This window comes from Bacteroides sp. AM54-2NS (assembly GCF_003602935.1).
Taxonomy (GTDB): domain Bacteria; phylum Bacteroidota; class Bacteroidia; order Bacteroidales; family Bacteroidaceae; genus Bacteroides; species Bacteroides xylanisolvens.
In genome coordinates, this window is record NZ_QTMZ01000015.1 from 50,720 (window position 1) to 73,780 (window position 23,061).

18 protein-coding genes and 7 pseudogenes are annotated in these 23,061 nt (G+C 52.8%); 8 read left to right on the top strand and 17 right to left on the bottom strand.

Translation table 11 applies throughout. The features are described from left to right. Window positions 1–183 precede the first annotated feature (183 nt). The 7 genes and pseudogenes from DXA05_RS11320 to DXA05_RS11355 all read left to right on the top strand — a co-directional run bounded on the left by DXA05_RS11320 (window position 184) and on the right by DXA05_RS11355 (window position 4,445). Window positions 184–668: pseudogene (locus DXA05_RS11320) on the top strand (hypothetical protein). Between the two features lie 17 nt (window positions 669–685). Beyond that, window positions 686–1,111, top strand: coding sequence for a PcfK-like family protein (locus DXA05_RS11325; protein WP_008654998.1), 426 nt, complete (start codon window positions 686–688; stop codon window positions 1,109–1,111). A 2-nt stretch (window positions 1,112–1,113) separates the two neighbouring features. Next, a complete protein-coding gene (locus DXA05_RS11330) occupies window positions 1,114–2,379 on the top strand; it encodes a PcfJ domain-containing protein (protein WP_008654999.1) in 1,266 nt (421 codons plus the stop codon). Window positions 2,380–2,895: 516 nt separating this feature from the next. Further along, window positions 2,896–3,249, top strand: coding sequence for a hypothetical protein (locus DXA05_RS11340; protein ID WP_008655002.1), 354 nt, complete (start codon window positions 2,896–2,898; stop codon window positions 3,247–3,249). Further along, window positions 3,246–3,440, top strand: a complete 195-nt coding sequence (locus DXA05_RS11345; RefSeq protein ID WP_008655004.1) for a hypothetical protein — start codon at window positions 3,246–3,248, stop codon at window positions 3,438–3,440. Before DXA05_RS11340 ends, DXA05_RS11345 begins: the two co-directional genes overlap by 4 nt. A gap of 12 nt (window positions 3,441–3,452) precedes the next feature. After that, window positions 3,453–3,736 (top strand): annotated as a pseudogene (locus tag DXA05_RS11350) (hypothetical protein). Window positions 3,737–4,076: 340 nt separating this feature from the next. Beyond that, window positions 4,077–4,445, top strand: a complete 369-nt coding sequence (locus tag DXA05_RS11355; RefSeq protein WP_008655022.1) for a hypothetical protein — start codon at window positions 4,077–4,079, stop codon at window positions 4,443–4,445. Window positions 4,446–4,548: 103 nt separating this feature from the next. Here DXA05_RS11355 and DXA05_RS11360 read toward each other — a convergent pair whose 3' ends face one another. From DXA05_RS11360 to DXA05_RS11435, 17 genes and pseudogenes are all read right to left on the bottom strand, one after another. Further along, window positions 4,549–6,234: a zincin-like metallopeptidase domain-containing protein gene (locus tag DXA05_RS11360; RefSeq protein WP_008655024.1), complete on the bottom strand. Its 1,686-nt coding sequence runs from the start codon at window positions 6,232–6,234 to the stop codon at window positions 4,549–4,551. A gap of 5 nt (window positions 6,235–6,239) precedes the next feature. Then, window positions 6,240–6,848, bottom strand: a complete 609-nt coding sequence (locus DXA05_RS11365) for a hypothetical protein (RefSeq protein ID WP_008655026.1) — start codon at window positions 6,846–6,848, stop codon at window positions 6,240–6,242. Between the two features lie 78 nt (window positions 6,849–6,926). Further along, window positions 6,927–7,103 carry a hypothetical protein gene (locus DXA05_RS26490; RefSeq protein WP_008655028.1) on the bottom strand — a complete coding sequence of 59 codons (177 nt, stop codon included), beginning with the start codon at window positions 7,101–7,103 and terminating at the stop codon, window positions 6,927–6,929. 12 nt (window positions 7,104–7,115) lie between these two features. Then, window positions 7,116–8,661: pseudogene (locus tag DXA05_RS11370) on the bottom strand (glucosaminidase domain-containing protein). Between the two features lie 4 nt (window positions 8,662–8,665). Further along, a pseudogene (locus DXA05_RS11375) lies at window positions 8,666–11,004 on the bottom strand (ArdC-like ssDNA-binding domain-containing protein). A 27-nt stretch (window positions 11,005–11,031) separates the two neighbouring features. Next, window positions 11,032–12,840 carry a hypothetical protein gene (locus DXA05_RS11380; protein ID WP_044301931.1) on the bottom strand — a complete coding sequence of 603 codons (1,809 nt, stop codon included), beginning with the start codon at window positions 12,838–12,840 and terminating at the stop codon, window positions 11,032–11,034. A gap of 15 nt (window positions 12,841–12,855) precedes the next feature. Beyond that, window positions 12,856–13,140, bottom strand: coding sequence for a hypothetical protein (locus DXA05_RS11385; protein ID WP_008655032.1), 285 nt, complete (start codon window positions 13,138–13,140; stop codon window positions 12,856–12,858). A gap of 23 nt (window positions 13,141–13,163) precedes the next feature. Further along, window positions 13,164–13,994, bottom strand: a complete 831-nt coding sequence (locus DXA05_RS11390; protein WP_008655033.1) for a M23 family metallopeptidase — start codon at window positions 13,992–13,994, stop codon at window positions 13,164–13,166. 22 nt (window positions 13,995–14,016) lie between these two features. Further along, window positions 14,017–14,681: pseudogene (locus tag DXA05_RS11395) on the bottom strand (hypothetical protein). 16 nt (window positions 14,682–14,697) lie between these two features. Then, entirely contained in the window at window positions 14,698–15,381 is a 684-nt protein-coding gene (locus DXA05_RS11400) for a hypothetical protein (RefSeq protein ID WP_008655035.1), read from the bottom strand. A 27-nt stretch (window positions 15,382–15,408) separates the two neighbouring features. Beyond that, window positions 15,409–16,104 (bottom strand): hypothetical protein, encoded by a 696-nt coding sequence (locus DXA05_RS11405; protein ID WP_007567566.1) that lies wholly within the window; start codon window positions 16,102–16,104, stop codon window positions 15,409–15,411. Further along, complete coding sequence (locus DXA05_RS11410) at window positions 16,085–16,582, bottom strand: PH domain-containing protein (protein ID WP_007567564.1); 498 nt, start codon at window positions 16,580–16,582, stop codon at window positions 16,085–16,087. Before DXA05_RS11410 ends, DXA05_RS11405 begins: the two co-directional genes overlap by 20 nt. Further along, the gene (locus DXA05_RS11415; RefSeq protein ID WP_007567560.1) at window positions 16,579–17,970 is read right to left on the bottom strand and encodes a toprim domain-containing protein; all 1,392 of its coding nucleotides are present in this window, start codon (window positions 17,968–17,970) and stop codon (window positions 16,579–16,581) included. Before DXA05_RS11415 ends, DXA05_RS11410 begins: the two co-directional genes overlap by 4 nt. Window positions 17,971–18,016: 46 nt before the next feature. Next, window positions 18,017–19,463, bottom strand: a pseudogene (locus DXA05_RS11420) (toprim domain-containing protein). 8 nt (window positions 19,464–19,471) lie between these two features. Beyond that, window positions 19,472–21,045 (bottom strand): annotated as a pseudogene (locus DXA05_RS11425) (hypothetical protein). A gap of 25 nt (window positions 21,046–21,070) precedes the next feature. Further along, on the bottom strand, window positions 21,071–21,295 hold the full coding sequence (locus DXA05_RS11430) for a hypothetical protein (RefSeq protein ID WP_007567552.1): 225 nt from the start codon (window positions 21,293–21,295) through the stop codon (window positions 21,071–21,073). A gap of 20 nt (window positions 21,296–21,315) precedes the next feature. Beyond that, window positions 21,316–22,074, bottom strand: a complete 759-nt coding sequence (locus tag DXA05_RS11435; protein ID WP_007567550.1) for a DUF4099 domain-containing protein — start codon at window positions 22,072–22,074, stop codon at window positions 21,316–21,318. A gap of 140 nt (window positions 22,075–22,214) precedes the next feature. Between DXA05_RS11435 and DXA05_RS11440 the strand changes: the two genes are divergently transcribed. Next, the gene (locus DXA05_RS11440; protein ID WP_044301929.1) at window positions 22,215–23,009 is read left to right on the top strand and encodes a M23 family metallopeptidase; all 795 of its coding nucleotides are present in this window, start codon (window positions 22,215–22,217) and stop codon (window positions 23,007–23,009) included. The last annotated feature ends 52 nt before the right edge of the window (window positions 23,010–23,061 follow it).

The window sequence follows — 23,061 nt, forward strand, 5'->3', positions numbered from 1 at the left end:
CAGCCCCCGCCTCGTACCTCGACGGGTTGGGTATTCCGTGAAATTCTCCGGCCGTTTGCTTGCCTTTCCGTCCTTTCCCCGCTGTCTGGCTTGCATGTAAAATCTCTCCCGCCAAGGAAGCCGAAAGGCTCCGAAAGCAGGGAGAAGAAAAAAGCAAGTTCAACAAATTAAAAATTTAAAGTTATGCACAGCAAGATTTTTCAAATTACCGAAACACGGGTGAGCAAGGACAACTACCTGAACGAGGACACCCTCACGCAGGGCGACGATAGTTTCTTTGACTATTGTGCGGAGATTGACGATGAGGAACGCCAGTTCCATATCGACAACTTGGTAAACAACATTCTGCCCAAAGGCATGTTCGAGCTTGTTTCCGACGATACCATACGCTACAAAGGCGGTGCGGAACGATGGAGAGAAGATTTCATCGCAGACATTCGAAGCAGGGCGGAAGCCTTACCCCCGAAAGCGTGCAGGACTGGATTGGCCCGGTCTATCAACTCGAAAAGTTCCTGAAAAACCCGCTCGATACCGCTTACTGGTTCTACATGGACGAGGAGGGGCTGCAATCCAACGCCGAGCAATCCTACGAGTTCCTGCGGCAGGCATGTGAATTTAAACCCGGTACGCTGCTTTACATCGGCGGTGTCATCGACTATCATTTTTAACCTCAAAACGCTGAACGATGAAAGGTACGGAACATTTCAAACGGACTATCAAGGAATACTTGGACGGCAAGGCACGGACGGACGAACTTTTCGCCGTCTCCTATGCCAAAGAAAACAAAAACTTGGACGATTGTATCACATTCATTCTCAATCAAGTCAAGGCAAGCGGCTGTTGCGGAATGACCGACGACGAGGTGTGGTCGCTCGCCATTCATTACTATGATGAGGACAACATCGACGTGGGCAAACCTATCAGTTGTGGCGTCGTGGTCAATCACAAGGTGGAGCTGACCGAAGAAGAAAAGGCGCAAGCCCGAAAAGACGCGCTGAAAGCCTATCAGGAGGAAGAAATGCGCAAGATACAGCAACGCCACAGCAGGCCGAAGCCGACCGCCAAAGCTGTACAGAATACCCAAACGGAACTCTCACTCTTCGATTTCTGACCATGAAAGCACGGACAAAATTTCAGCATCAGGTAGTAGCCGCCAACGGGCGGTTGCTGCCTATCACGGAGAAACAGGCAGAATGGGCGTTCCGGCATACCGTCGGACATTACGCTTTTCGTACACCGAGCGGACAAACGACCTGCCTCGATTGCGGTCATAGGTGGAACGAGACAAAGGCGAAGCGTTGCCATTGCCCGAACTGCCACGCCAAACTGACGCTCAAAGACACGCTTTGCCGCAAGACAGATGAGAAAAGCTATTTTTCTGTCATCACCACGCAGGACGGATTTCAGGTGCAGCGGATTTTCAGAATGAATGTCTGTTACCGCAAAGGCAAGAACGCATGGACAGACGTGTGCGAAGTGGCGAGATACTGGTTGGACGAGAACGGGAAAACCGCTTTGACAGCCTTGCAACGGACAATGGGGTGTTATTTGGACAGCTTTCTGTACGGGTCGGGATTGGAACTGCGGAACGACAATTACGTGTACCAACGCATAGCCGACTGTTATGTCTGTCCGGGCTACACGGTTATCCCGAAGTTACGGCGCAACGGGCTGAAAGGGTCGTTTGCCGACATCGCCCCGCAAAAGCTGATGAAAGCCCTGCTATCGGACAGCCGAGTGGAGACAATACTTAAAAGTGGACGCAAACGAGACCTCAAGCACTTCATCGACCACCCGCAGGATTTGGATTTCTGTTGGCCGTCCTACAAAATCGTGTTACGCCAGAAGTATCGGATAACGGACATTGGAATATGGGTGGATTATCTCCGTATGCTCGACAGATGCGGCAAGGACTTGCACAACGCCCACTATGTTTGCCCCGCCGATTTGAAAGCCGAGCATGACAAGTATCAGAACAAGGTGCGTATTCTCCAAGAGCAGGAAAAACGCAAGGAGCAGATGAAACGGGCGAGGGAAAACGAGGCACGTTTTAGGGAGTTGAAAGGCAAGTTCTTCGGTCTGGAGTTCACGGACGGAACGATAGTCGTCCGTGTACTGGATAGCGTGGAAGCCTACTACGACGAGGGTAATGCGTTGCACCACTGCGTGGGACAGTGCGAATATTACCTCAAACCGGATACGCTGGTATTCTCCGCACGGATAGAGGACAAGAGGGTCGAGACCGTAGAATTGAGCCTCGAAACATTCAAGGTGCTGCAGTCGAGAGGACTGTGTAATAAAAATACGAAATATCACAAGCGGATTATGAACCTCGTGCATAAGAACATCGCCCTTATCCGAAAGCGCATGGCCGCCTGATACCGGCTGCGGAAGTTATATCGGGCAACCACCTGCCAATCGGGACAGGTGGTTGTTCATATTCCCGATAAAGGCCATGTCGAACATTCTGTTATACAGACAATTCTTTTTCCATTCCCTTACATTTTGTCCGATGGACAATCGTTCGACGTTTTTTTTGCCCTTTATACCCCAGACACATACTGCCGTCGTTTCCTGTTGTAACGGCCGGAGATCTTTGCCTCCATTCCCTTTGTATGCTTGGGCGTATCATTTCATGGAATCTCCACTATCGCCACGGCCTGTTTTTACGCAGCAAAGGTACGGCGAACGAACAGCGTGTCAAGTACCGCTTCGCTACTCCGGATAAAATTTGACGCAAACTTTCCGCAATCGCAGATTGCGGCATTTCATAAAATTTTAACCTCCGTTCCTTGCCTGCTGTTCTTGCTTTCGCCGTTGGGAATTGCACGTAAAAATCAACCCTTTGGGCGAAGTCGGAAGGCTTCAAGAAAAGGGAAATAAAAAAACAGAACAATGACAGCAATAGAACAGATTATCGCCATAGCTGAACAATTAGGCTGGCAAGTTAAAACCGATACCGACAAACCGAACCTCGTGGTGTTCGATTTTCAGCAATACACACCTCACGGGCAGGATTTCAGTTTCTCGGTTGAGATGAAAGGCAATGACACCGACAGCTTGTTACAGGAAGTTGAAACATATTACGAAGACTTCGACCCCGACTATGAAGCCTACCTGTGGATTGGTACGGACGGGCATGGCAAGAACGGCGCACCTTACCGAATCAAAGACATCGTGAGCGATATGGAGCAGGCGGAAGCCATGATAGAAAAACTTTATGAAACATTAAAAACAACCATGCAATGAGAACGAAAACCCTCTACACACGAGACGCCGAAAAGGCAGGAATAAGCCGTTTCCCAAACTTTCACCGCACGGGGAACATAACCGGCATGAAGCAGCTTTACTACGGAAAAAACGCCCTATTGGTACGTTGCGGGAGTCAGATTTACAACGTATCGAGCGAACCCGAAATTTACTACAACATGGCTCATTAAATGGTATTCATTATGAAAAGAGCAAGTTACAAGAAAGATTTTCAGAGTTGGAAAGGCATAATGGCTCTAAAACTGCTCTGCTGCAATATAGTTGCAGGCCGTTTTGATTGGAAGAAATACTGTACGCCACAGTCTTATTGCGGTCAGGAAATTTGCGTTGTACCGCTGCATTGCTCCTACGGCAGATAGGCTATACCGTGCACTTCCCTTATTCCGATATACCGGAAGTGGAATACGATTGGGAAATGAACAAATTAACTATCGACAAAGAGAATTGGGAAAGCTATTTAACGTGAGTATAATTCAAAATATAGCCAGTTGCCCGTCTTTGAAAAACATACATCAATGGCGGGCTTCTTTCAAAAACAGTATGCTGTTATGGTAGAAAGGGAGTTGGAAATAAAGTTATATTAAAGGAAGTGGGGCATGGAATATTCAATATCTTTATCTTCAACCATATATTTTTCCTGAAATTGAGCAATTTCTTTGCAAAAATCATCTGTCATACAATAAATCTCCGTAATTTTGGTCTCTGAAAACATCATGGTAATTGCTTAAATGTTAATTGAATACTATAAATTCAATACTTTTATTGCTATGTGCCTAATTTATTTACAGAATTAGAATTGAAAGAATATGACACAGACTTTTTATACCCAATGGCAATCTTCTGTCCTTGCAGACGCAGAAACTTATGTTTCAAAGGAATACAGTAATTTCCAAACGGCATTGCTACGTGAAATATCCAAATATGCAGAAGCCGTGGATGCGGCGGTCGTATCCGAGAATAAGGGGCATTATTATACAAGTTGCTTTATTGAACGTAATGGTAAGTTTGTATACATAAACCATTCTGCGGATGTGCGGATGGATGATGGGATAAAGATAGAACTCGGTTCGTTCATGATACGGACTGCCCGGCACGCAAAGGATTATACCGGCGGAAACAATCAATATTGCGATATGCTGCAGTTACAGTCAATGATTGACAAACTGCTGTCGTAATGATAACATATAGTCTGTAGCGGAATGAAAACCGGTAGGGACTATAAGGATGTGGAGCGCCTTCAGTATGAAATCGCTCCACATTCTTCATATTACGCTGCCGTTACCGACGCAGACCGCCGCCATATTCCGCCTCTTGTAGCTCCTCCCTGTATTCTTCAAGCTCGTTCAGCTTCTCGTTCACGGCTTGCAGGTTGGCCTCCAGCGTCATGTTGTGGTCATAAGGGTAATGATGTTGTACGGCCATCCCTGCATTGGTGGCCGTACCCACGTCCAGCGTATCCTTGTCCCTGTTGTACCTTGCATACAGAATATCTCCGTTTGGCATTTCGAATACCGGCATTCTCTGATGTGTCAGTTCAGCAAACTGTTCCGCCGCCATATCTTTGGCCACCTCTTTCACATCATCGCTGGCACGGTCTGTGCCGTAACGTGTGATATGGTCCCGCACCTCCTGTTCCGTGTATTTCAGCATGATGTCGTATGTGCCTCCGACACTTCCGTTGTACACCACGGCAAAGTCCTTATCTTCAATCAGCAGGTCATCGCCCCGGTTCTGGAGGGGAGAAGCGTATGTATGCTGCTCGTCCATGCCGTTGCCGTCGTAATACTCCTTGGCGAGCGCAAGCAGACCCTTGTAGTCGCCTTTGTCCTTCAATTCGTCCAGTTGCTTCGTGTCGTCAGCGGTTTGGAGATAGGCCACCGAAGCATAAAAAATACGTTCCTTGGCAGAGCGTTTGTCCTCTTGCTCTTCGGTAACATTTTGTTCCAACTCCTGCGCAATCTTATCCACCTTTTGAGTAACGATTGACGAAGCTCTTTTCACGTCCAGAAGCGTTGTCTTGATAAACTGTGGGGATTCTTTCAACTCATCGAGCCACCCTTTGAGGTATGCGCAACTGTCTTCCTTTATATGCTTGGTCATGCCGTAGCGTTGTGCGACCAACGCGCTGCCCAGTTCGGCCACCAGTTCCTCGCGGGCATACTCTTTCGAACCGAAAGAGGTAGGTTGGAGTCGGTCAAGCACACCTTCGGCACCCGTGGAATGGACCATCTCATGGAACAGCGTTCCGTAGAAAGATTCCCCGTCTCTGAACTGCTCCTTTTCGGGTACGACAATCTCGTTCTTTGTGATTGAGTAGTATGCTTCGTTTTGGTGCGTCGGTTTGATGGGACAAATCCAAAGGTTGTCCTTTATCATCGCATCGACAGGCCCAAAACTGAAATGTTCGCCGTTTTCGACCCTTTTCCCGTTCTCTCTTTCCAACTGCTCCCATAACTCCGGTCGAGCCTCCTGCAGGTTGGTCTGGGCGACATTGAACACCCGGAACACCTGCATTTTCGGATAGACATTGTATTGCGCCTTCTCTTCGTCGGAGAGTTTCTTGTAGTCGTCGTACTTGATTTTCTCCTTTGTTTCCTTATGTATGCAGGTGAATGTGGTCAGCATGACGGGAAACGATTTCTCGCCGCGCAGTACAGATACACGGGGTAATTCCTGCCCGTCCTTGCCGGGCTTGTTGAGCCGCTGCACGCAGTCAAAGGTGCAGAAGCGCGGAATCTTGTACCCCTCATTCTCACAATGCAACAGTAACATAAGGGCGTTCATACCGTTGTACTCCCGCCCGGAAAGGTTACGCGGCCATTGCAGTGCCCCCTCGGTAAACCACGGCTTATGCCAGTCCTTGTGGATGCTTTCGATTTTCTCGATCATCATCTCGGCAAAGAGGTCCAGCGCCTTGTCCTCGCTGCTCGGCCCCTCCGTATTTCGCTTTCTATAACCGGCCATGACTGCTACTGATTGAAGTTATCCGATTCGGGAATATATTGCGCCAGTTCTTCCACCCGGCAGGAGATGTCCGGCTTCCCGTTATGTACCGAGACCGTCATTTCGCCCTTGGCTTCTACCTTGACGCCCGGTTGCAGCCACTCTTCACGTTGCCTGTCGAAGCAGAAGAAACGCACCCATTGGTACTCGAAATTCTCATCGACCTTTTCGGTGCTGAATGCAGAGAACATCGTGTAGGACTTATCCTTTTTGTCCTTCCGTTCCTCGATGTTCTTGCCCACCTTGCCCCGGAACGACAGTTCGCCCTTGATGGAATCCGCGATGTCCGCCGCCGGGCCGATACGGTCGGCAAAGAGGTTGAAATAGAGCTTTTCGCCCCGGCGTTTCAGGAACAGCGTCCCCGCAACCTCGACACGCAATCCGTTTCGATAGCCGGATACCTTCTTCTGACCGCCCTCCTTGCTGACACTGATCTCGACCGTTTCGTTCCGACCGTCCTTGCCTTGGAGCACGACGCGGAGCGGAAAGGTCAGGAATGTTTTCTCTTCTTTGGTCGTGCGCATCGAAGCGTCGCGGCCGATGGTGCCGCACGCCGTAATATTGCATTTAATCATTTTATTTTGTCTTTTAGTGATACATAGTCCACCGGACAAAGCGGGGTGTCTTGAAGTTGAACAGGTTGAAAGCGTTTCCTAATCGGGAGCACGTATTCTCATGTAGACAATCCAGCCGGCAATACCCAGTTGGACGCCCACGATAACGAGTGTTGCTACCCAACCGAATAGCCGGGAACAGAACAGGATATGCAGGGCGCAGACGGACACCCCGGACAAGTACCCGCAAAGTCGTATCATCACGCGTTTTATCATGACTTTTTGGGATTATCTTTTCAGGTTTTCCGATTGTGCCCGTTGTTCGGACATTCCCCGTTCAAAGTTCTGCGACGCCGCCTCCGAGAGGATGACCGTGTTCAGCACGCCGGTCACACGCAGCCGTTTGGCTTCCTCCGAAAGAGAACTGTCGTTCAGCGTCACCGACAGGCGGCTTAACTCGGCAGAGGCCAGTTCCCGTGATACCTGAACGCTGCCGTTGTCCGCCTGCAGGACAGCTCGCCCGTTTTCCCCGACTGTGAGGTCACAGGTTTTCATGCCCGGCAGCAACGCTTGAGGTCGATACGCCGGCTGTCCATCGCCTCGGAAATGGCTGCCTTTTGTTCCTCCTTGTTCTTGCTGTCGATTTGCGTCGCCAGTAACATCAGGGAGGTAAAGGCGGTCATGGCCATTTCCACGACAGGATCACTGCACCCCGACAATCCCACGCCGCTATCCTCCGAGGAGAGCAGTTTTTTCATCCACGCATCGGGCGAAAGGCTTTTGCCGGTGGCATTCTCTTCTGTTCCCTTATATCGGGCGAGCAGGTCGTTGCCGTTATGTAGTACCTGCTGTTTGATGTGGCCCTTTTGTGCGATTTCAGCCAGATACGCTGCCGGATCGACGTCCCGCTGCGTGCCGTCCGCATAAATCTGCCGGACACCGAAGTGCAGGTGCTCCCCGGTCGTCCGTGTCCCCGTGTTACCGGAACGGCCGAGCTTCTGGCCTGCCTGTACCGTATCGCCTGCCTTTACGGAAACTTCGCCGAGGTGCATGTAGGTACACTGTACCTTGCTGCCGTCCGGACGGGTGTATTCCACGGTCAGCGATTTGTTACCGGGTGCATGGCCTTTGTCTTTGACAGCGACGACCTTGCCGTCTTTTTCCGTGGCCAGGACCGTATCGCCGTCGCACCGGATGTCGATACCCGTGTGCATACGTTCCTTGCCGTCTGCCGGATCTTGCCGCATACCGAATGGCGAGGTGACGAAAAGAAACTCTTTCCGCTCCACCGGAAACGAATAGTCCACTGTATTTCCGACCTCACGGAGCGGGTTCTCTTCCACGCCGAACCGCTTTCCCTGCGTCTCCATTTCCTGCATGACCTGCCGGTCGTACTTTTGCAGCCCGTTCTGTTCGATGATACGTTGCAGGCTGTCGGCATAATGCCCGCCCGTGGCATAGCCCGCCTTTTCGAGGCCCTGTGTCCAGCCCTTGTAGTCATCGGGCGAGAGCGAGAAACAGCGGGCATAGCGGCTGTTCTCTTTCAGGAAGCGTGAGTGGTGCTCATACGAATCGCCCACGCTGTCGTAGCTGCAAAACTTCTCGTTCGGCTTGTCATCGGAATACAGACCGTACCGGCCACCTTCGGCAATCCATTCGGGCGTGGCTTGATGCCGAAATGGTTGTTCTCATTCACGGCCAAACGGCTCTGCCCGTTGGAACTTTCCAGTATGCCCTGTGCCAGCGTCACGGAGGCCGGAATGCCGTACCTCCGCATCTGTGCCATCGCATAATCTGCGTATTGTTCCGTATATTCTTGATTCTTGTTTGCCATATCTTTACCTCCTCATGGTTGGACGTTGTTCGTTCTCGTTCTGTTCGTCAGTTGCCTCTGCAGGCTCGTTTTGCTGCGCCTTGGACATACCGTCACAATCCATCACGTATGCCCGCAGCGCATGGATTTGCTGCCTTGTTTCCTCATTGCTGTGTTCAAATACCAATATGATTTTGTCCGCATCATACGGAATGCGTTCTTTGGCCGGAGGCATGTCCAGCTCGTTCGCTATGGTCTCCGCATCATACATGGAAGCGTAATACTTGTTCTCATGTTTGAAAAGGACGACCGCTTCCGGTTGTTCCTCTTTGATTTTCTTGTATTTGTCATACAGTTGTTCCGGTATATCTTTTATGGGCAACTCTTTCAAGGATGAAGCAGTTTTGGGGGATTCCTCATTGGCTTGCTTGGGGTGCTTGTCCTTATCCTGCTGTAGGGTATCCTCTTCTCCTTGTTTCTTTCCGGCAGTCTCTTCCTGCGTCTGTCCTTTACGCAGCACATCGGCAAAAAGCGTGGCCGCCAGATGGCGTTTATATTCTGCACGGTCCTCGGCCAGCCACATGCGCTGCCACTGTTGCCGCGTGACGCTCCGGGGCTGCAGTTTCTTCCCGTCGATGGTCGCCACGCACAGAGTTCCTTCTTGTTTGGTCTTGAATACGGACACACGCTGAATCCGGTTCAGGTCGATGTCCTGCGCCCCGCTGCTGAACAGGTCCACTTTCAGGTCTGGCTGTGTTTCCGCCAGTACATAATACTTGTGCGCCAGTTCCATGCGTACCTTGTCGATGTTGTCCATCGCCTGTTTGAGCGTGGAGAAAAAACGGTTCACGTCCTCCTTGTCTGGATAGATACTGTACCCGTTCTGATGTTCGGGCTTCAGATACAGCGCCCAGCGGTTCTTGTCGTCCTGGATCATCTGTATCTGGTCGAAACCGATTTCGTCCGCCCGTTTGACCGCAGGCGTCACGTCCAGTGTGGAAAGCATCTCCAGTGCCCAGTTCTTCAGTCGGGCCAGTGATACCTGTTTCTTGGCGAAATAGGCATCATCGGGCCTGTACCCCCATGCGCCGTCGGGATTGAAGAAACGCACGTTTTCAATACCTTCCCTTCGCAAAGCCCTGCCGATACGGGCCTTGTTCATGCCCGGCACTTCGTTGTCCACCTCCGGCGACGCACCGGCAGGGAGTATCACATCCGCCGATTTCGAGGACGGATCGATGACGATGACAATGGTCTTGTCCTCCTTGTTCGGGTGTTTCCGGATTTCATCGGCCACGTAGAAATGCTTGGGTAACTGCTCCTGCATATCCGAAGTCTGCCGGCGGTTACGCATCGTGGCATATTCGATTTTCTCGCCCCGTTCCGCCTTGTGGATTACTTCGAGGGCGTTGTTCACGTCGCTTTCGAGGGCATCCATCAGGTTGGGGTTCTCTTTAAGTTCCCGGTTCCAGTAGTCTACCAATTCAAGGCTTTTGTCGGACAGACGGGCAGGCAGTCCCAGTTCCAGCATTTTGACTGCCCGAAGCCACCTCCACGATCAGCCGTTCCTGTTTGAGGGCATCTTCCGAGGCCCATGCCGTTTTTCATCACCATGCCTTCACGGGCCAGCCGTTGTTGGTGCCCCGTGGCGCTCACGATTTGCCGCAAGGCTTCCTGAACGTAGTCGTTATAATGCTCGAAGTTCCGTTGGCGCGGCATATAGACCGCATCGCGGTCCGTCTCGTAATGGGGCATTCCGCTGCCGTCCGAACGCACGGGCACGAGATTGTCCCGCATTTTCAGCAGGAAGTCGTTGAAGCGGATATGCAGTCTCCGTTCATCGGTTTCGGAGTAGCCACGCTCCACGGCACTACCGTCTTTCTGCAATACCGCATCGTAAGTCTCCTTATCCACGTAGGGCAGTGTCGTCTGGTCGATGTTGAAAAGTGTGCGGATCTCCCTGTTATGTATGCCCTTGTACTGTTTCTGCACCTCCTCGTCCAGTTTCAGATAAGCGTCCCGGCTGATGATGTCCTCCGGATTGTTGCGGTGGACGTACTTGTTCCAGTTGTAGAACAGGAACGGAACGCCTTGCTCGTGCTCGCGTACCGATGTGCCGCGTGCCTTGGCATCGCTGTAAAGGGTGAACAGGTTGGTCTTGCACCCGTTCCGGTCCGAATGCAAGGCCATGAACAGGCCGTTGAACGGGCTGACGGCAACACCTTTCGGATAAAATTTCGGAAAGCCCTTGCCCGTAGCGTTGAGCCAGTGTCCCCCGGCATTCGACGCTTCGTTCAAAGCCGTGGAGAGCAGCTCTATCTGACGCTCCTCGGCATTCTTTTCTATTTGCGATTTTTCTTTCATATTCCCATATTTTTATCGGTTACAGGATTATTGAATGCCCCGTGTCCGCACGATGGTTTCCTGCTGTCCGTTGTCATAGTTCTGCGAAGCCATCTGGCGGAGCTTGTCGCTTTGGGCGAGCACGGCATTGGCCAGCGTGTTCAGCGGCAAGGCTCCTGCACGGTAAGCGTCGGCCATAGCGGGGGTGAGCTGCACCGTACAGGGCACACGGTCTATCGTGGCAACCAGCGTGCAGCCTTGTAGTGCCGGGTTCACGATACGCGGATTCAGCGGCTCGTCGGGATAGCGTCTGTACTGTACCTCTCTACCGGTCGTGGCTGCATTTCTGTTTCCCTCCGTCCGTTCTTTTCCCAGCACCTCGTGTCCCGCCTTGTTCAGCAGGTTCGCGCCACCCAAGCCGATAAGCAGCATCTTCAACATCGGATTCTTGACGAACATACCTGCCACTATACTCGCTATCGGCAGCAGGTTGTCTTTCAGGCCCAGCGATTGTGTCCTACCTGTAAACACGCCCAGCAGGATGTCGGGCAGCATGGCCAGTATATAGCCCAGATTACCCGCGACATCGCCTATGCCGTCCAGTCCGAGCGAGCGGACCAGCTCGTCCCAGCCGTTCTCGTTGGTCTGTATGGTCTGTGTTCCCTGACCTGCCTGTTCCTGCCGCATCCCTTCCCCCGCAGAGACGGCGGAAGTCGACACTTCCTTTTCCTCTTTTTCCCTTTGTTTGGGTTTCGATTCCGTCTGTTCCTCCGTTTCGGCTTTCCGTCTTTCCATATCTTGCAGGTAGGCTTCCTCTTGTCCGGGAGCGACAACCATCGGCACGTCTTTATACCGTTCCACCCGTTTCCGTTCCTCCTCGGCGGTTTCTTCCCGCCACGGCATATTTCTATTGTCTGTTTTCCACCAGTCCATAAAATCGAATGTTACAATCGGTATCTTCTTTTGCAACTTTCCGTTGGCTGCGGCAAGAGCCGTGTTTTCTTTGCCCGGTATGCTTGCCGCCTCTTTGCGGAAGCTGTCGAACACGTTGCTGTCGCTGCCGAACACGCCCTTGCTGATACACTCCTCTGCAGAGAGCGGCTGCGTTTCCTCCTTCCCGAAATGGTCGGCAACGGCTGAGATTGCCGTATCCGCACCGATGAACCGTGCAACGGCCGTCCACGAACCCGTACCGCCCAACATGACCGTATCGGCCGAAGCCCCCAACACCCAGCCCGCACCTTTCTCCAACTTGCTCGGCCGGTAGGCAACCTCTCCGCGTTTTTCTATCTCTTCGGCCAGCGGCGAGCGCCCCAAAGCCTGTGGCAATCCCAGCAGGCTCGATTCTGCCGCCTTACGGATGATGTAGTCCGCCGAGGATTTGGGCATACGTTCCTTGACCAGTTGGTCTATCATCAGTTGCTCTACACGATAGTCCACGAAGGCATAGGCGAGGTCGCAGCCCAATTCCTGCGACAGTTTATCGTAACGCTCGCGTCCGACTTCCTTCACAACGACATCGCGCCACTGTCCGGCCATGTAGGCGAGGTCGTGCTGCATCTCCTCCGACGAGAGAATCCTGTCCTTGCACATCCCGATGTAGTCCTCGGTCGTCTTGGAGTTCCACTCTCCCGTAACCTTGAGAGTCTGGTACGGGTCGGCGAGCGGTTGCCCCGCTGACGCCATCATGCCGAGTATGCCGCCCAGGGAGGTCGAATACGCTTTCATTTCCTCGCCCTGTTTTTCGGTCAGGTAGGATTGCGTCTGCGTCATGACGGGGACAAGATGATGGCGGAAATAACTGCTCATCAGGGCCTCCAACTCCGCAAACCTTCTGCTATGTTTGATTCCGTCCATATAATCAATGTCTTTCTATATCATGTTTATTTGTTTCAACAGTTGTTCCTTCGTCTGCTCGATAGCGTTATGGTACACCTCCATTTGCTTGGGGAAAAACTCTTCGAGCCACGTGTCCTTTTCGATATTGTCGTGAATGAAACGTATCGCCTGTTCCCGCTCGATTTCTACCGAGGCTTCCCCTTCCTCCCGGTTGTTGAACCATGCCTTCGTCCACCAGCGGACTCCGGCACGGTCGGGATAGACGGAGACGATTCTCGGTATGTCGAAGCTCTGGATGTCGATGTCCAGTTCCGCCAACGGATCAATGAGTCCGCTGCCCGCTACGGCTTCGTCATGAAGTTTTTTTTTACCTCGCCGCCTGTTGCGGAAAGGTACACATCATGCCGCAGGGCAAGGTAGTTCAGGAAATCCGCTATCAGCAGGTTCTGTACCTTGCAGGCCAGCGGCATGGCTTTGCGCCCCAGTCCCAGCGGGTTGTACATGCTCGGCATCTTCTCATAGAAATACTCCTTCGCAGCTCCCATTGTAAAGATGTGGCGCAGCGACTGCTCCGTATGTGCGGGCACCGTGTACGCTCCCCGCTGTAAATCCTCCATGTAAAGTGGCAGAAAGCGGAGCATCAGCTCTTCTATTTCCCTTTGATCCTTCTCGTAGTCGTTTTTTACTCTTGTTTCCGCATCGTAAAAAGACGCCGCACCATTGCCGTCGGCTTCCTGCAAAGCCTTGATGTTGCCGTACAACATGGTCAGGAACTCTATTGGGTTCAGTTCCTCGCCCTTGAATTTGACTTCTATATGCAGCAGTTCGCCGCTCAAAGCCACCGTTTGTCCGGCTTTCACCCGCTGTCCGAATTGGGCGAATACATTCGACAGATGACCGTATGTCACCTCGTACCCGCCGTAACGGACCGTCTGGCAAATGCCATGTACCGGGTCGTTGCCCACACCTGACACGATGCCGCTGGCCACGGCTGACAGCATGTAACACCTCACGTTGAAGTCTATTCCGTGATGAAAGAACTTTTCTCCCGTTGCCGGGTGTACCTGTTCGCCGTAGCCGAGCGACATCTCCACATCTTTCCCCTGCGGCTCCTCGAACGGCATACAATAGCCGCTGTCGGAGTGCAGAATCATTTCTTCCGTATATTTCATTGTGATATATATTTTCGTGTTTCTATCTTCTCATTCCTCCGCTTTGCGTTTGTTCCTCCGGAGAGAGTGTCGGCGTCTGTGTCCTCGATACCGTTTCCGAGGGAACCGTGCGGACAACGCCCGCATTGTTGCCGATAAGCATCATGCCCAGAAACAGACCGGCGATTTTACCCAGCCAGCCGAAACGTCCGAACACGAGGTACGCTGCTGCGATAAGTCCTGCAATGTTCAATCCCGACACATTGCCCCCTCCGAGGTTTCGCAAAAAGCCGCTGAGCATGTTGAACAACCCACCGCCGGAGGCTTCCCGCAGGAAGTTCGATACCCCGTTCAGTTTCGAGTCCGCGCCTCCCACAGCCTCACCTATGGCAGAGACCGTCTCTCCGGCTTTGTCTTTCAGTTCCTTCATGTCTTCGGTCGTACCTGCAAGGGCATCCGTGCGGATTTGCCGACTACGGCCTCACTGACGATCCGTGCGACACTTTTGTCGGTGGTCAGTTTTTCCCAACCCACATAACCGACGGCAGCTCCGGCGGTAGCCGTTTTGACCGCCTGCCCGGCTCCCCGAAGGGTCTGCGAGGGATGCAGTACCGCATGACCGGCACTTTTCCCCGTCGCATTGGCGGCCTTGCCCATGCCTTTCATGGCCTTTCCGCCGTATTTCAATATCGTATCCCAAGCTCCCATATTTTTATTCTTTTTTTTAGGGTCTTACATTTCTTCCAATTTGCCGCCAGCGTCTTTGGGCGGCTTTCACGATGTCGTACTTGTCCGCGACAGGGCGTGCGCCCTCGTCGATTTCCCGCCAGATGTCGCCCATCGTGGTGTATTTCACTGCCTTGGTCAGTCGCTGCAGCGTCCGGTTCATCGACCGGAGTTTCGGACGTATGCCGAACACGATCTCCATACGTTCCCTTTCCGTCATCTTGTTGTCCGAGAGGCAGGCCGTGCGTATATCGTTCACGATTTCCACGCTGTTCAATATCATCTCCCGGTAAATCTGGTTGCGCCGCGTGGAGAGGGCGACGGCCAATGCACCCGTCGAATGTCTGCTCAATTGTTTGGTGAAGTCGCCCATGTTGTCTGTAAGCTGCGATATTTCATGGTAAAAACCGTAAATCTGAGCCGCATAGCAGACAATCGAGCGGAACGAGTTCAGGTAATTGTTGAACTCCCGTTGCAAGTCCGTCGTGCCTTCCACTTCTTCCTTCGTCCACACATGCCCTGTAGTTTGCATCAGCATGACCTTCTCTTGGTTTTTCAGTTCCTTCTCGGCCTTGTTGGTATAAACCAGAATCATTCCCGCAAGGGTCGCATCGTTCTGCGCCTGTACCTTCGAGATACCGGCGCACAGCAACAGAATCCATATCGAGATTATCCGCTTCATCGTTCTTCGTTTTTTATTATCCTTTTTTCAACGGGCGATGGCTGCCGCCCTGCGCCAGCGGGACATGGCCAGACGGGCCACCTCGCCGTTGCTGCGGTCTATCATACCCGCCGTTATGTTGTTCCACACGTCGTTCAGGGTATAATAGCGCAGGCTCAAATAGAGCAGATGCAGTTTCCGGCTGAATGCCGCGAGCTGGTCGTTCAAAGCCCACAGGGTTTTGCTCCGTTCCGCCCCCGTGAGCATGTTTTCCGTGCCGCCTTTGGCCACGGCGTCGTTCAGCAACGTGAACACGGAAACCAGCTCCGTCGCCGTCTCGATATAGAGGTTGTTCATGTTCATGCTGGCGACGATGCCCTGCGGGTTGTCCCCGATGGCTTTGCCCAGTTTTCCCAGCGTGAGGAAAATCCGCACGCCGTCGTTATAGAGGTGGGTACAGGCTTTCAGCGACGAAGCATAACCGTTCGCCGTCTTGAGGTAACTGTTGTACTGCTTTTCCCACTCATGTATGCGGTTGAACTCCGCTGCGATACTGTTCTGCATCAGGGCGGTCTGTGTCTGCCCCTTGATTTGTTTGTCTATCTGGCCGTTTATCAGTTCGTTTCCCTCGGCCAAGGCTGCCCATTCCAACGGGTTCGAAGCGGCAACCTGCGCCTTGGCCAATTGCGGAAGCAGACCGGCAAGCACAAAGACCACCCATATGCTAATGATTCGTAATCTCATAGATTCCCTTTTTTCGTTTATTGATTTCCACACGTTCACGGATAATCGCCACGATGTCGTTTCCGCGCCGGATACCGATAAGGTCGAGCTTCGGGCTGTTCCGGTCCGTCGAAAGGATAACGACCGTTTTCAGACCGCAAAGCTGTTGCAGGAGGCTCTGGTGTTCCTGAAAGTCCACGATACGGTACAGTTCCATGTAGTCCACCCTGCGGCAGAAAAGTCCCCGCTCGCAGACAAGCTGTTCGTTGCCGACCCGGTAACATATCCGGCGCAGGCAAATGAAACGATACAGCAGCACGAGGAACAGAAACAAGGCAATGACCGTCGCCATACCGCCAAGCGGCATACCTTCCATGCCGCCGTACACCAGTCCCGCCATGCACATGAATATCAATGGCAGTTCGTCGATGACGAATTGCCCGGCGTGCGGGCGCAGGATAATGTTCCGGACATCTTGTATGGTATATGGCATGGTCATCGGCGAAAGTGTATCTGTCGTTCCTGCCCGGCGTTTTCTTCTTTTTCCGACTCCTGCCCGACAGTCTCTTCACGTTTCTGTTCAGCCAAAAGCTGTTCGTTCCAGCTCGTATGGCGATAATCCGGACTTTCCCAGGTAATGGAGACATCATGCTCCCTGTCAATACCAAGGAACTCCCGTAGTTTCTCTCGATATTCCCGGTAGCACTTGTTCGTGGTATCTATCTGGTCCTGCACGTCTTCCGGGGCACACAACCCGCTCGAACGCATCGACTCCGCTTCTTCCGATTCGGCGTCGAACCGTATGCAGATTTCTTGCAAACCACCCTTGGGCAATAGGTAAAATTCTCCGTCTGTCAAATCCCCGCCGTCCGGTATGGAATCGAGATAGGGTTTCCTCTCCGGCGTTTCCTCTATGGCAAAACGTACTGAGCGGCATATCTCCTTTTGCAAATCCCATGTGAGATTCGACCCTTTCCGGGTATTATCGAAACAGATATGTTGCCGGGCAGGGATGGTAAGATCAAGTATCTCTCTCATCTGTTTCCCGATAGGCTTGCCGCCCGTTGAGATAAAGACCGCCTTTCTCAAATCCTTGTTCTTCGCCTGATGGAGTTGGTAATAGGCCATCGCGTCATAGGTACTCCCGAACCAGTAGATATGTTTGGCCTCGGCAAGAGGTGTTCCGGCAGGACTTGCAATCCACAACCCTTCGCTCTCATTGCTTTCCTCGCTCTTGCCTTTATAGCTATCGCATCCGTCCATTCTCATACGTTCCCGTTCCTCGAAACCCACGACCGTACCGCCCTCTTTGGGCAAGGTCAGTGGAAAAGCGAGACAGGTGTATGCCGCACCGTCTGCGCCGTGTTTTGTTGCCAGGCAGAAATGACGGTGGAAAGCATTCTGCGTGCTGAGGTCGATACCCCGGTTCTTGAAATAGGGATAGAATATCTCCTGCATCTCATGGTCTTGAGGGTTGAATCTGTGCAGGTCGTAGTCTGTTATATCGAATGGTCGTAGGTCTTGCTTGACCGGTACGGTTTGCACCTCGTATTCTTCGAAGGGGATGTTCAGCAGGCGGCTGCACACGAGGTTTACCAGCCGGTTCAGGTCTATTCCCTCATAATATTCCGCGAATAACGCCGGGTGCTCCTTGATGAACGAAACGACGTTGTATTCCTTCTGCCGGGGTGGTTGGCAACAGCATTTTCCCTGTTGCGTTATGACGAACTTGTCACCCCGGATACGCTTTTCCTCACTGTCCGTGCGGATAAACGAGGAGAGGCGTAGTCCGAAGCGTCGGTTCTGGCGATACCCGGCATCAAGCAGTACATCCCGGATATCGAGTCTTTGCAAAAAATCATTATGTGTCAATTTCTTGTCATTCATTGTCTTCTCTTTTCTTTTGTTGTTTCATGTAGGGGGTACTGCGTTGTCATCGGTGGAAACGTGCTTGCCGTTCCTGTTCGGGTTCTTCTCTTCTGGCCGGCTCTTCGTGACTGATTCTTGCAGCCTGATCTTTGCCAAGAGCTGTTCGTTCCAGTCCTTATAGCCTTTTTCAGCGGGCTCGTACACAATAAGGTCGGTGCTGTCCTCGCCGGGAGCGGGAAGATTACGGATCGCATCCTCTATGGCCATGATATTTTGTCTCATGCCCTCCAGTGTTTCCTCACTGGCCGAACCCTCGGCAAGGGCTATCTCGTACTCGTCTTGGCACACCATGCTCATCTCCTGCAAATATCCGTCGCCGATTGTCCGATAGTCGAGCGTACCATCTTCCCGATAGATTTCTTTGGGACGTAAAAGCGTGCCGATTATCCTGTGAAAGTCGAAGGGTTCGAGTTTTATTTCGTAGTTCTGGTTCTCCTCGCCACTGATACGGACCAGCAGTTTGTCGTCTTTCGTCACGTTGCTGGTGAATGTCTTGCCCGCCTGGGTGAGCGCGAAGTTGATGGCGAAGATCTGTCCGGCACGGTCCTGGTCGAAGCAGAGATGGTGGTAAGCGCGTGGAGTGGCCTTTATCATGGCTTTGAACTGCTGTTGGCTCGGTGCCCCGCCGGTAGAAACGAACACTCCCTTTCGCAGTTCCTTGTCCCATTTCTGGTTAAGCTGGTAATAAGCCATCGCGTCGTAGGCACTCTCGAACCAATAGATACGCTTAGCTTCCGCAAGTGGGGTTTGGGCAGGCTGGCAATCCACAGCCCCTCGCTCGAATTGCTGCCCTCGGCCTTGCCTTTGTAGCTGCCGCTTCCGTCCATTCTTGCACGTCCCCGTTCCTCGAAGCCCACGACCGTGCCGTCGCCTTTGGGCAAGGTCAGCGGAAAAGCGAGATTGGTGTATGCCGCACCGTCCTCACGGTGTTTCGTCGCCAGACAGAAGTGGCGGTGGAAGGCGTACTGGGTGTAGAGGTCGATACCCCGGCTCTTGAAATAAGGATAGAACTTCTTCTGTGTCTCCCGGTCCTGCGGGTTGAACTTGTACAGGTCGTAGTTCGCGATGTCGAACGGGCGGATGTCCCGCTTGGGCTGTATAATCCGCGTTGTCCGGTCCTCGATGGGATGGTTCAGCAGCCGGTTGCACACGAGGTTCACCAGTCGGTCGGGAGACATGCCCGCACGGTATTCAGCGAAAAACTGCGGGTGCGCCTTGATGAACGAGATGATGTTATAGACTTTCTGCTGCTGTGCTTGGAAGCAGCACTTTCCCTGTTGCGTCACGATGAACTTGTCGCCACGGATACGCCGTCCCTCGCTGTCCAGACGGACATACGAGGGATAGCGCAGGCCGTCGCGCCGGTTCAGGTGGTAGCCCGCGTCAATCAGCACGTCCTGAATGTTCAGCCTTTGCAGGAAGTCGTCGTAGGTAAGGTCTCCTTCTCTCATAATTGTCTTTATCTCCCTCTTCTCATATCGTTAATATCCTGATTCATCTGTGCCTCGAAATTGCGTATAGCCACGTCCCTCGGCGTATCGACACCGGGCTTGAAATACGGACGCGGCTCGCCTCCGAAACGCTCACCGTAGAACTCCGGACCGTGATGATGATGCCGCAGGCCGTGGACGACACCCGCCGTGACGACCGTTCCTGCCGCAAGGGCGGCGAAAATCTTCACGCCGAGACTGCGCTGTGCTTCCGGCCGCATCTTCATGTCCACCTCGCTGAATATTTTCGAAAAGATTTTCATGCGGTGGTAGTCATCGACCGCAAGGAATTTGTCGTAATCCTTCTGGCTGATCTCGTGGCTGATGACCTGCCCGTCGATGACGGCCGTCATCTTGTACTTGCCCTCTATGGGGGACGGGTGTACGGCTATCTCGCCGACCTCGACCTCCCTGCCGTGCCGTTCTTCTCGGTACCAGCCCTTGCGCTCGTCAAGGACGGAAATATCCCGTCCATCGACGGAAGCAGCCGCACCATACGGCATCTCCTGCCGGAGCTGGTTTTCCAGTGGGGAGAGGATTTCCTGCTCCTGTTGCTGACGCTGCGTCAGTTCCTCCTGTACTTCGGGGTGCAGACCAAGGGCGATACGTTGTTTGCTGTCGAGGTCCGCCATCGTTACCTTGTCGGCAAAATCCGCCCCGATAACCCCGTTCAGGACTTCCAGCCGCTTCTCGACCGGTTGTTCCTCGATGGAGTTGGAGGTCAGGACGGCCGTTTCTTCTTCCGTCAGGTCATAGACCAGATCGGCGGTCACCTTTTCGGACTGTACGGTCAGTGTCCGTGCCTCCTTATCGACGATAAGGCCGTGGGAGGCAAGACATTCCTGCCATTTCTCGTTGGAAAAATAGACAGGAGAGCTTATCAGTTCCTTGTAGGTACGGGCCGGTTCCGTGCTGCGCGGACGGCTGACCAGCGGCGTGATGACCGTCTGCAGGTTTTGCAGGACGTCGGCCTGTTGTGCCGGTTGCACCGGTTGTCCGGCCTTGTATTTGTAATAGAAGCCGTAGCCGCCCGACTGCAATTCGCCCGGCTTCATGCGTCCGTCCCACCGTTCAGGGACAATGGGCGGTCCCGGATAGAACAGTTGGCCGCCGACCCGCCGCAGATGGAAGCCCCACTGGTGGCGTGGCGTCCAGCGAGAAACGGGGGCGGCATACCCAACCGTCCCACATGCCCGTATTCGCCGATACCGATACGGTAGCCGTGCAGCCCCATAGCGACACGGCCGTTGGCATTGCGGGCATGGACGAAGTTCTTGGGCATATAAAAGTCTTTCCCTACAATGCTCGTGAACACGTTGTAGGCTTTCTTGTTGGCCGAGTTTGTTCCCCAGTCCGTCAGGGCCAACATCTGACGCTCGGTAAGGTCGTAGGTCAGCAGCGGCGAATCGTGGCCCTGCACCACGAGCCGGTAGCCCGTGCCGTCGCTGACCACGTGGGCCTGCATACCGTTACGCCTCAATATGTCCTGCATTTCGGGTTGCAGGTCCATCATTCGGGGGTTGGTATTCTTTCGTATCGCCATAATCCGTTGTTAAAAAGGGTTTCCGTTATGCATCTCCGTTCTCCATCGCCGCCTCCAGTTGCTCGTCCTTGTAGTGGACGAACTCGGCGGCGGATTCGTTGCCCGCCATAAGGCTGTGCTCCTTGCAATAGCGGGCATATTCCTCCTGCCATTCGGGCGAGAAATGATTCACATAGTCGAGCCAGCCGTATTCGCCGCGCTCCATCTTCTCGATAAGTACCTCTTCGGAATAATATTGGTGTTCTGCCATATTCGCTGGATGTTAAGATATTATTTGTGAACTCCCGCCGCACGGTTACGCTCGGCGCTTTTCTTCTGTTCGTTCCACAGTTCTTCGGTATATTCCTCTTCGGGAACATAGTCGAGGTTGCCGTCATCGTCCATCACCCAGCAGCCGTACACGCCGAAAGTGTACTTGTCCCACTCGCGTTTGGGCTGTTCTTTCCATTTCTGGCTGTCGCCCGAACAGAAGCGGATGCCGGTCTTGTCATGCAGGTCGATGCCCACCGTGACGGGTTCATCGTCCACGACCAGTGTCAGCGGTTCGCCGTTCTGCATACTGTTTACCTCCATTGTACCGAGGTGCATTATGTCGGCCAGCACTTGCAGGTTGCGCCCGATAATCGGCGTGGGGATATACATCACCTGCTTCGTTTCCTCGTCTATCTGCACGAATGCCTTGCTGTGCCGTCCGTCTGCCGTCTCCACATCGGCAAGAATCGCCTTGCCTGCGAGCAGTTGTTTCTGTTGCGCCTCGTCGTAGCGTTCCAGTGGCGAGGATTCCAGGACGGGATAAAATACCACGTCCGACAGACCGTCATCTCTACGGACAAGGGCGAAGCGGCTGCGGCTTTCGATTAGTTCTCCCTTCTCGTCACGGACACGGACCGGAAGCACGGGAGAGTGTCTGCCGTCGCAAATCTCATCGAGGACACGCATCGGCAAGTCCTCGATCATCTCCTGTGTAAGCCCGAATCGGGCCAGTGTCGGATAGGGCAATTCAATTAGTTCAAATCGTACTACATTCATATTTAATTTTGTATTTTGAATTACACTTTGCAAAGATAGATTCTTTTCATTCCCTTGTATATAATAGAATAATATTAGTGTATTAAGAGAGTTTATTTTTATGTTCAGAGTATGATTTTGCGCATAAATTCATACTCTGAATGCTTTTTTTGTTGTACTTTGGTCGAAAAAGGCCGTGGAAACGGGACATCTTGGGCAGGGCTGGTTATATTTGCCGCATGAGAAAGAAACTACTGGTTTTGATGGCGGGTGCTGCAAGTATCGCAGGCCCCGTTCAAGCACAATTCAATACGGTCTCGACCGTGCCGTCCCGATACAGGGTTGAAGTCGTTTCTGCCGGTAGGGATAATGTGGCGACCTTGCCCGGAAACATGCTTTCCGTCCAAGACTCCTTACCGTCGGCAGGAGACGCCGCCCCGGCATTGCCCGCCGACACCTGCAAACACGTATGGATAGAGCGTTACCTTAGCGTAAGCTATCCGCTGCACCGGATGAAAATCAACTCGCTTTATGGGTATCGGAAAGATCCTTTTACCGGAAAAAAGAAGTTTCACAACGGAATCGACCTCCACGCACGGGGCGACGAGGTGATGGCCATGATGGCGGGAGTGGTAGTGAAAGTCGGGCAGGACAAATCCTCCGGCAAGTATGTGACCTTACGGCATGGAGACTACACGGTCAGCTATTGCCACCTGTCGCGTATCCTTACCCGGAAAGGGGCTGCTATCGGGCCGAGGGATGTCGTCGGTATTACCGGTTCTACAGGACGCAGCACCGGCGAACACCTGCATATTTCCTGCAAGCTCGATGGAAAAAGTGTCGATCCGTTAATGGTACTGGATTACATCAAGTCCATACGCGAAGAGTGCGTGGCGGCACTGGCCGAATCCAGAGAGGCCCCCGCATTAAGTCCTGCGGGTGGAAAACACAGATGATTCCGTTTATTTTTGTTAATCATTTCACGGGAATGGTAAAAAAATGCCTTTA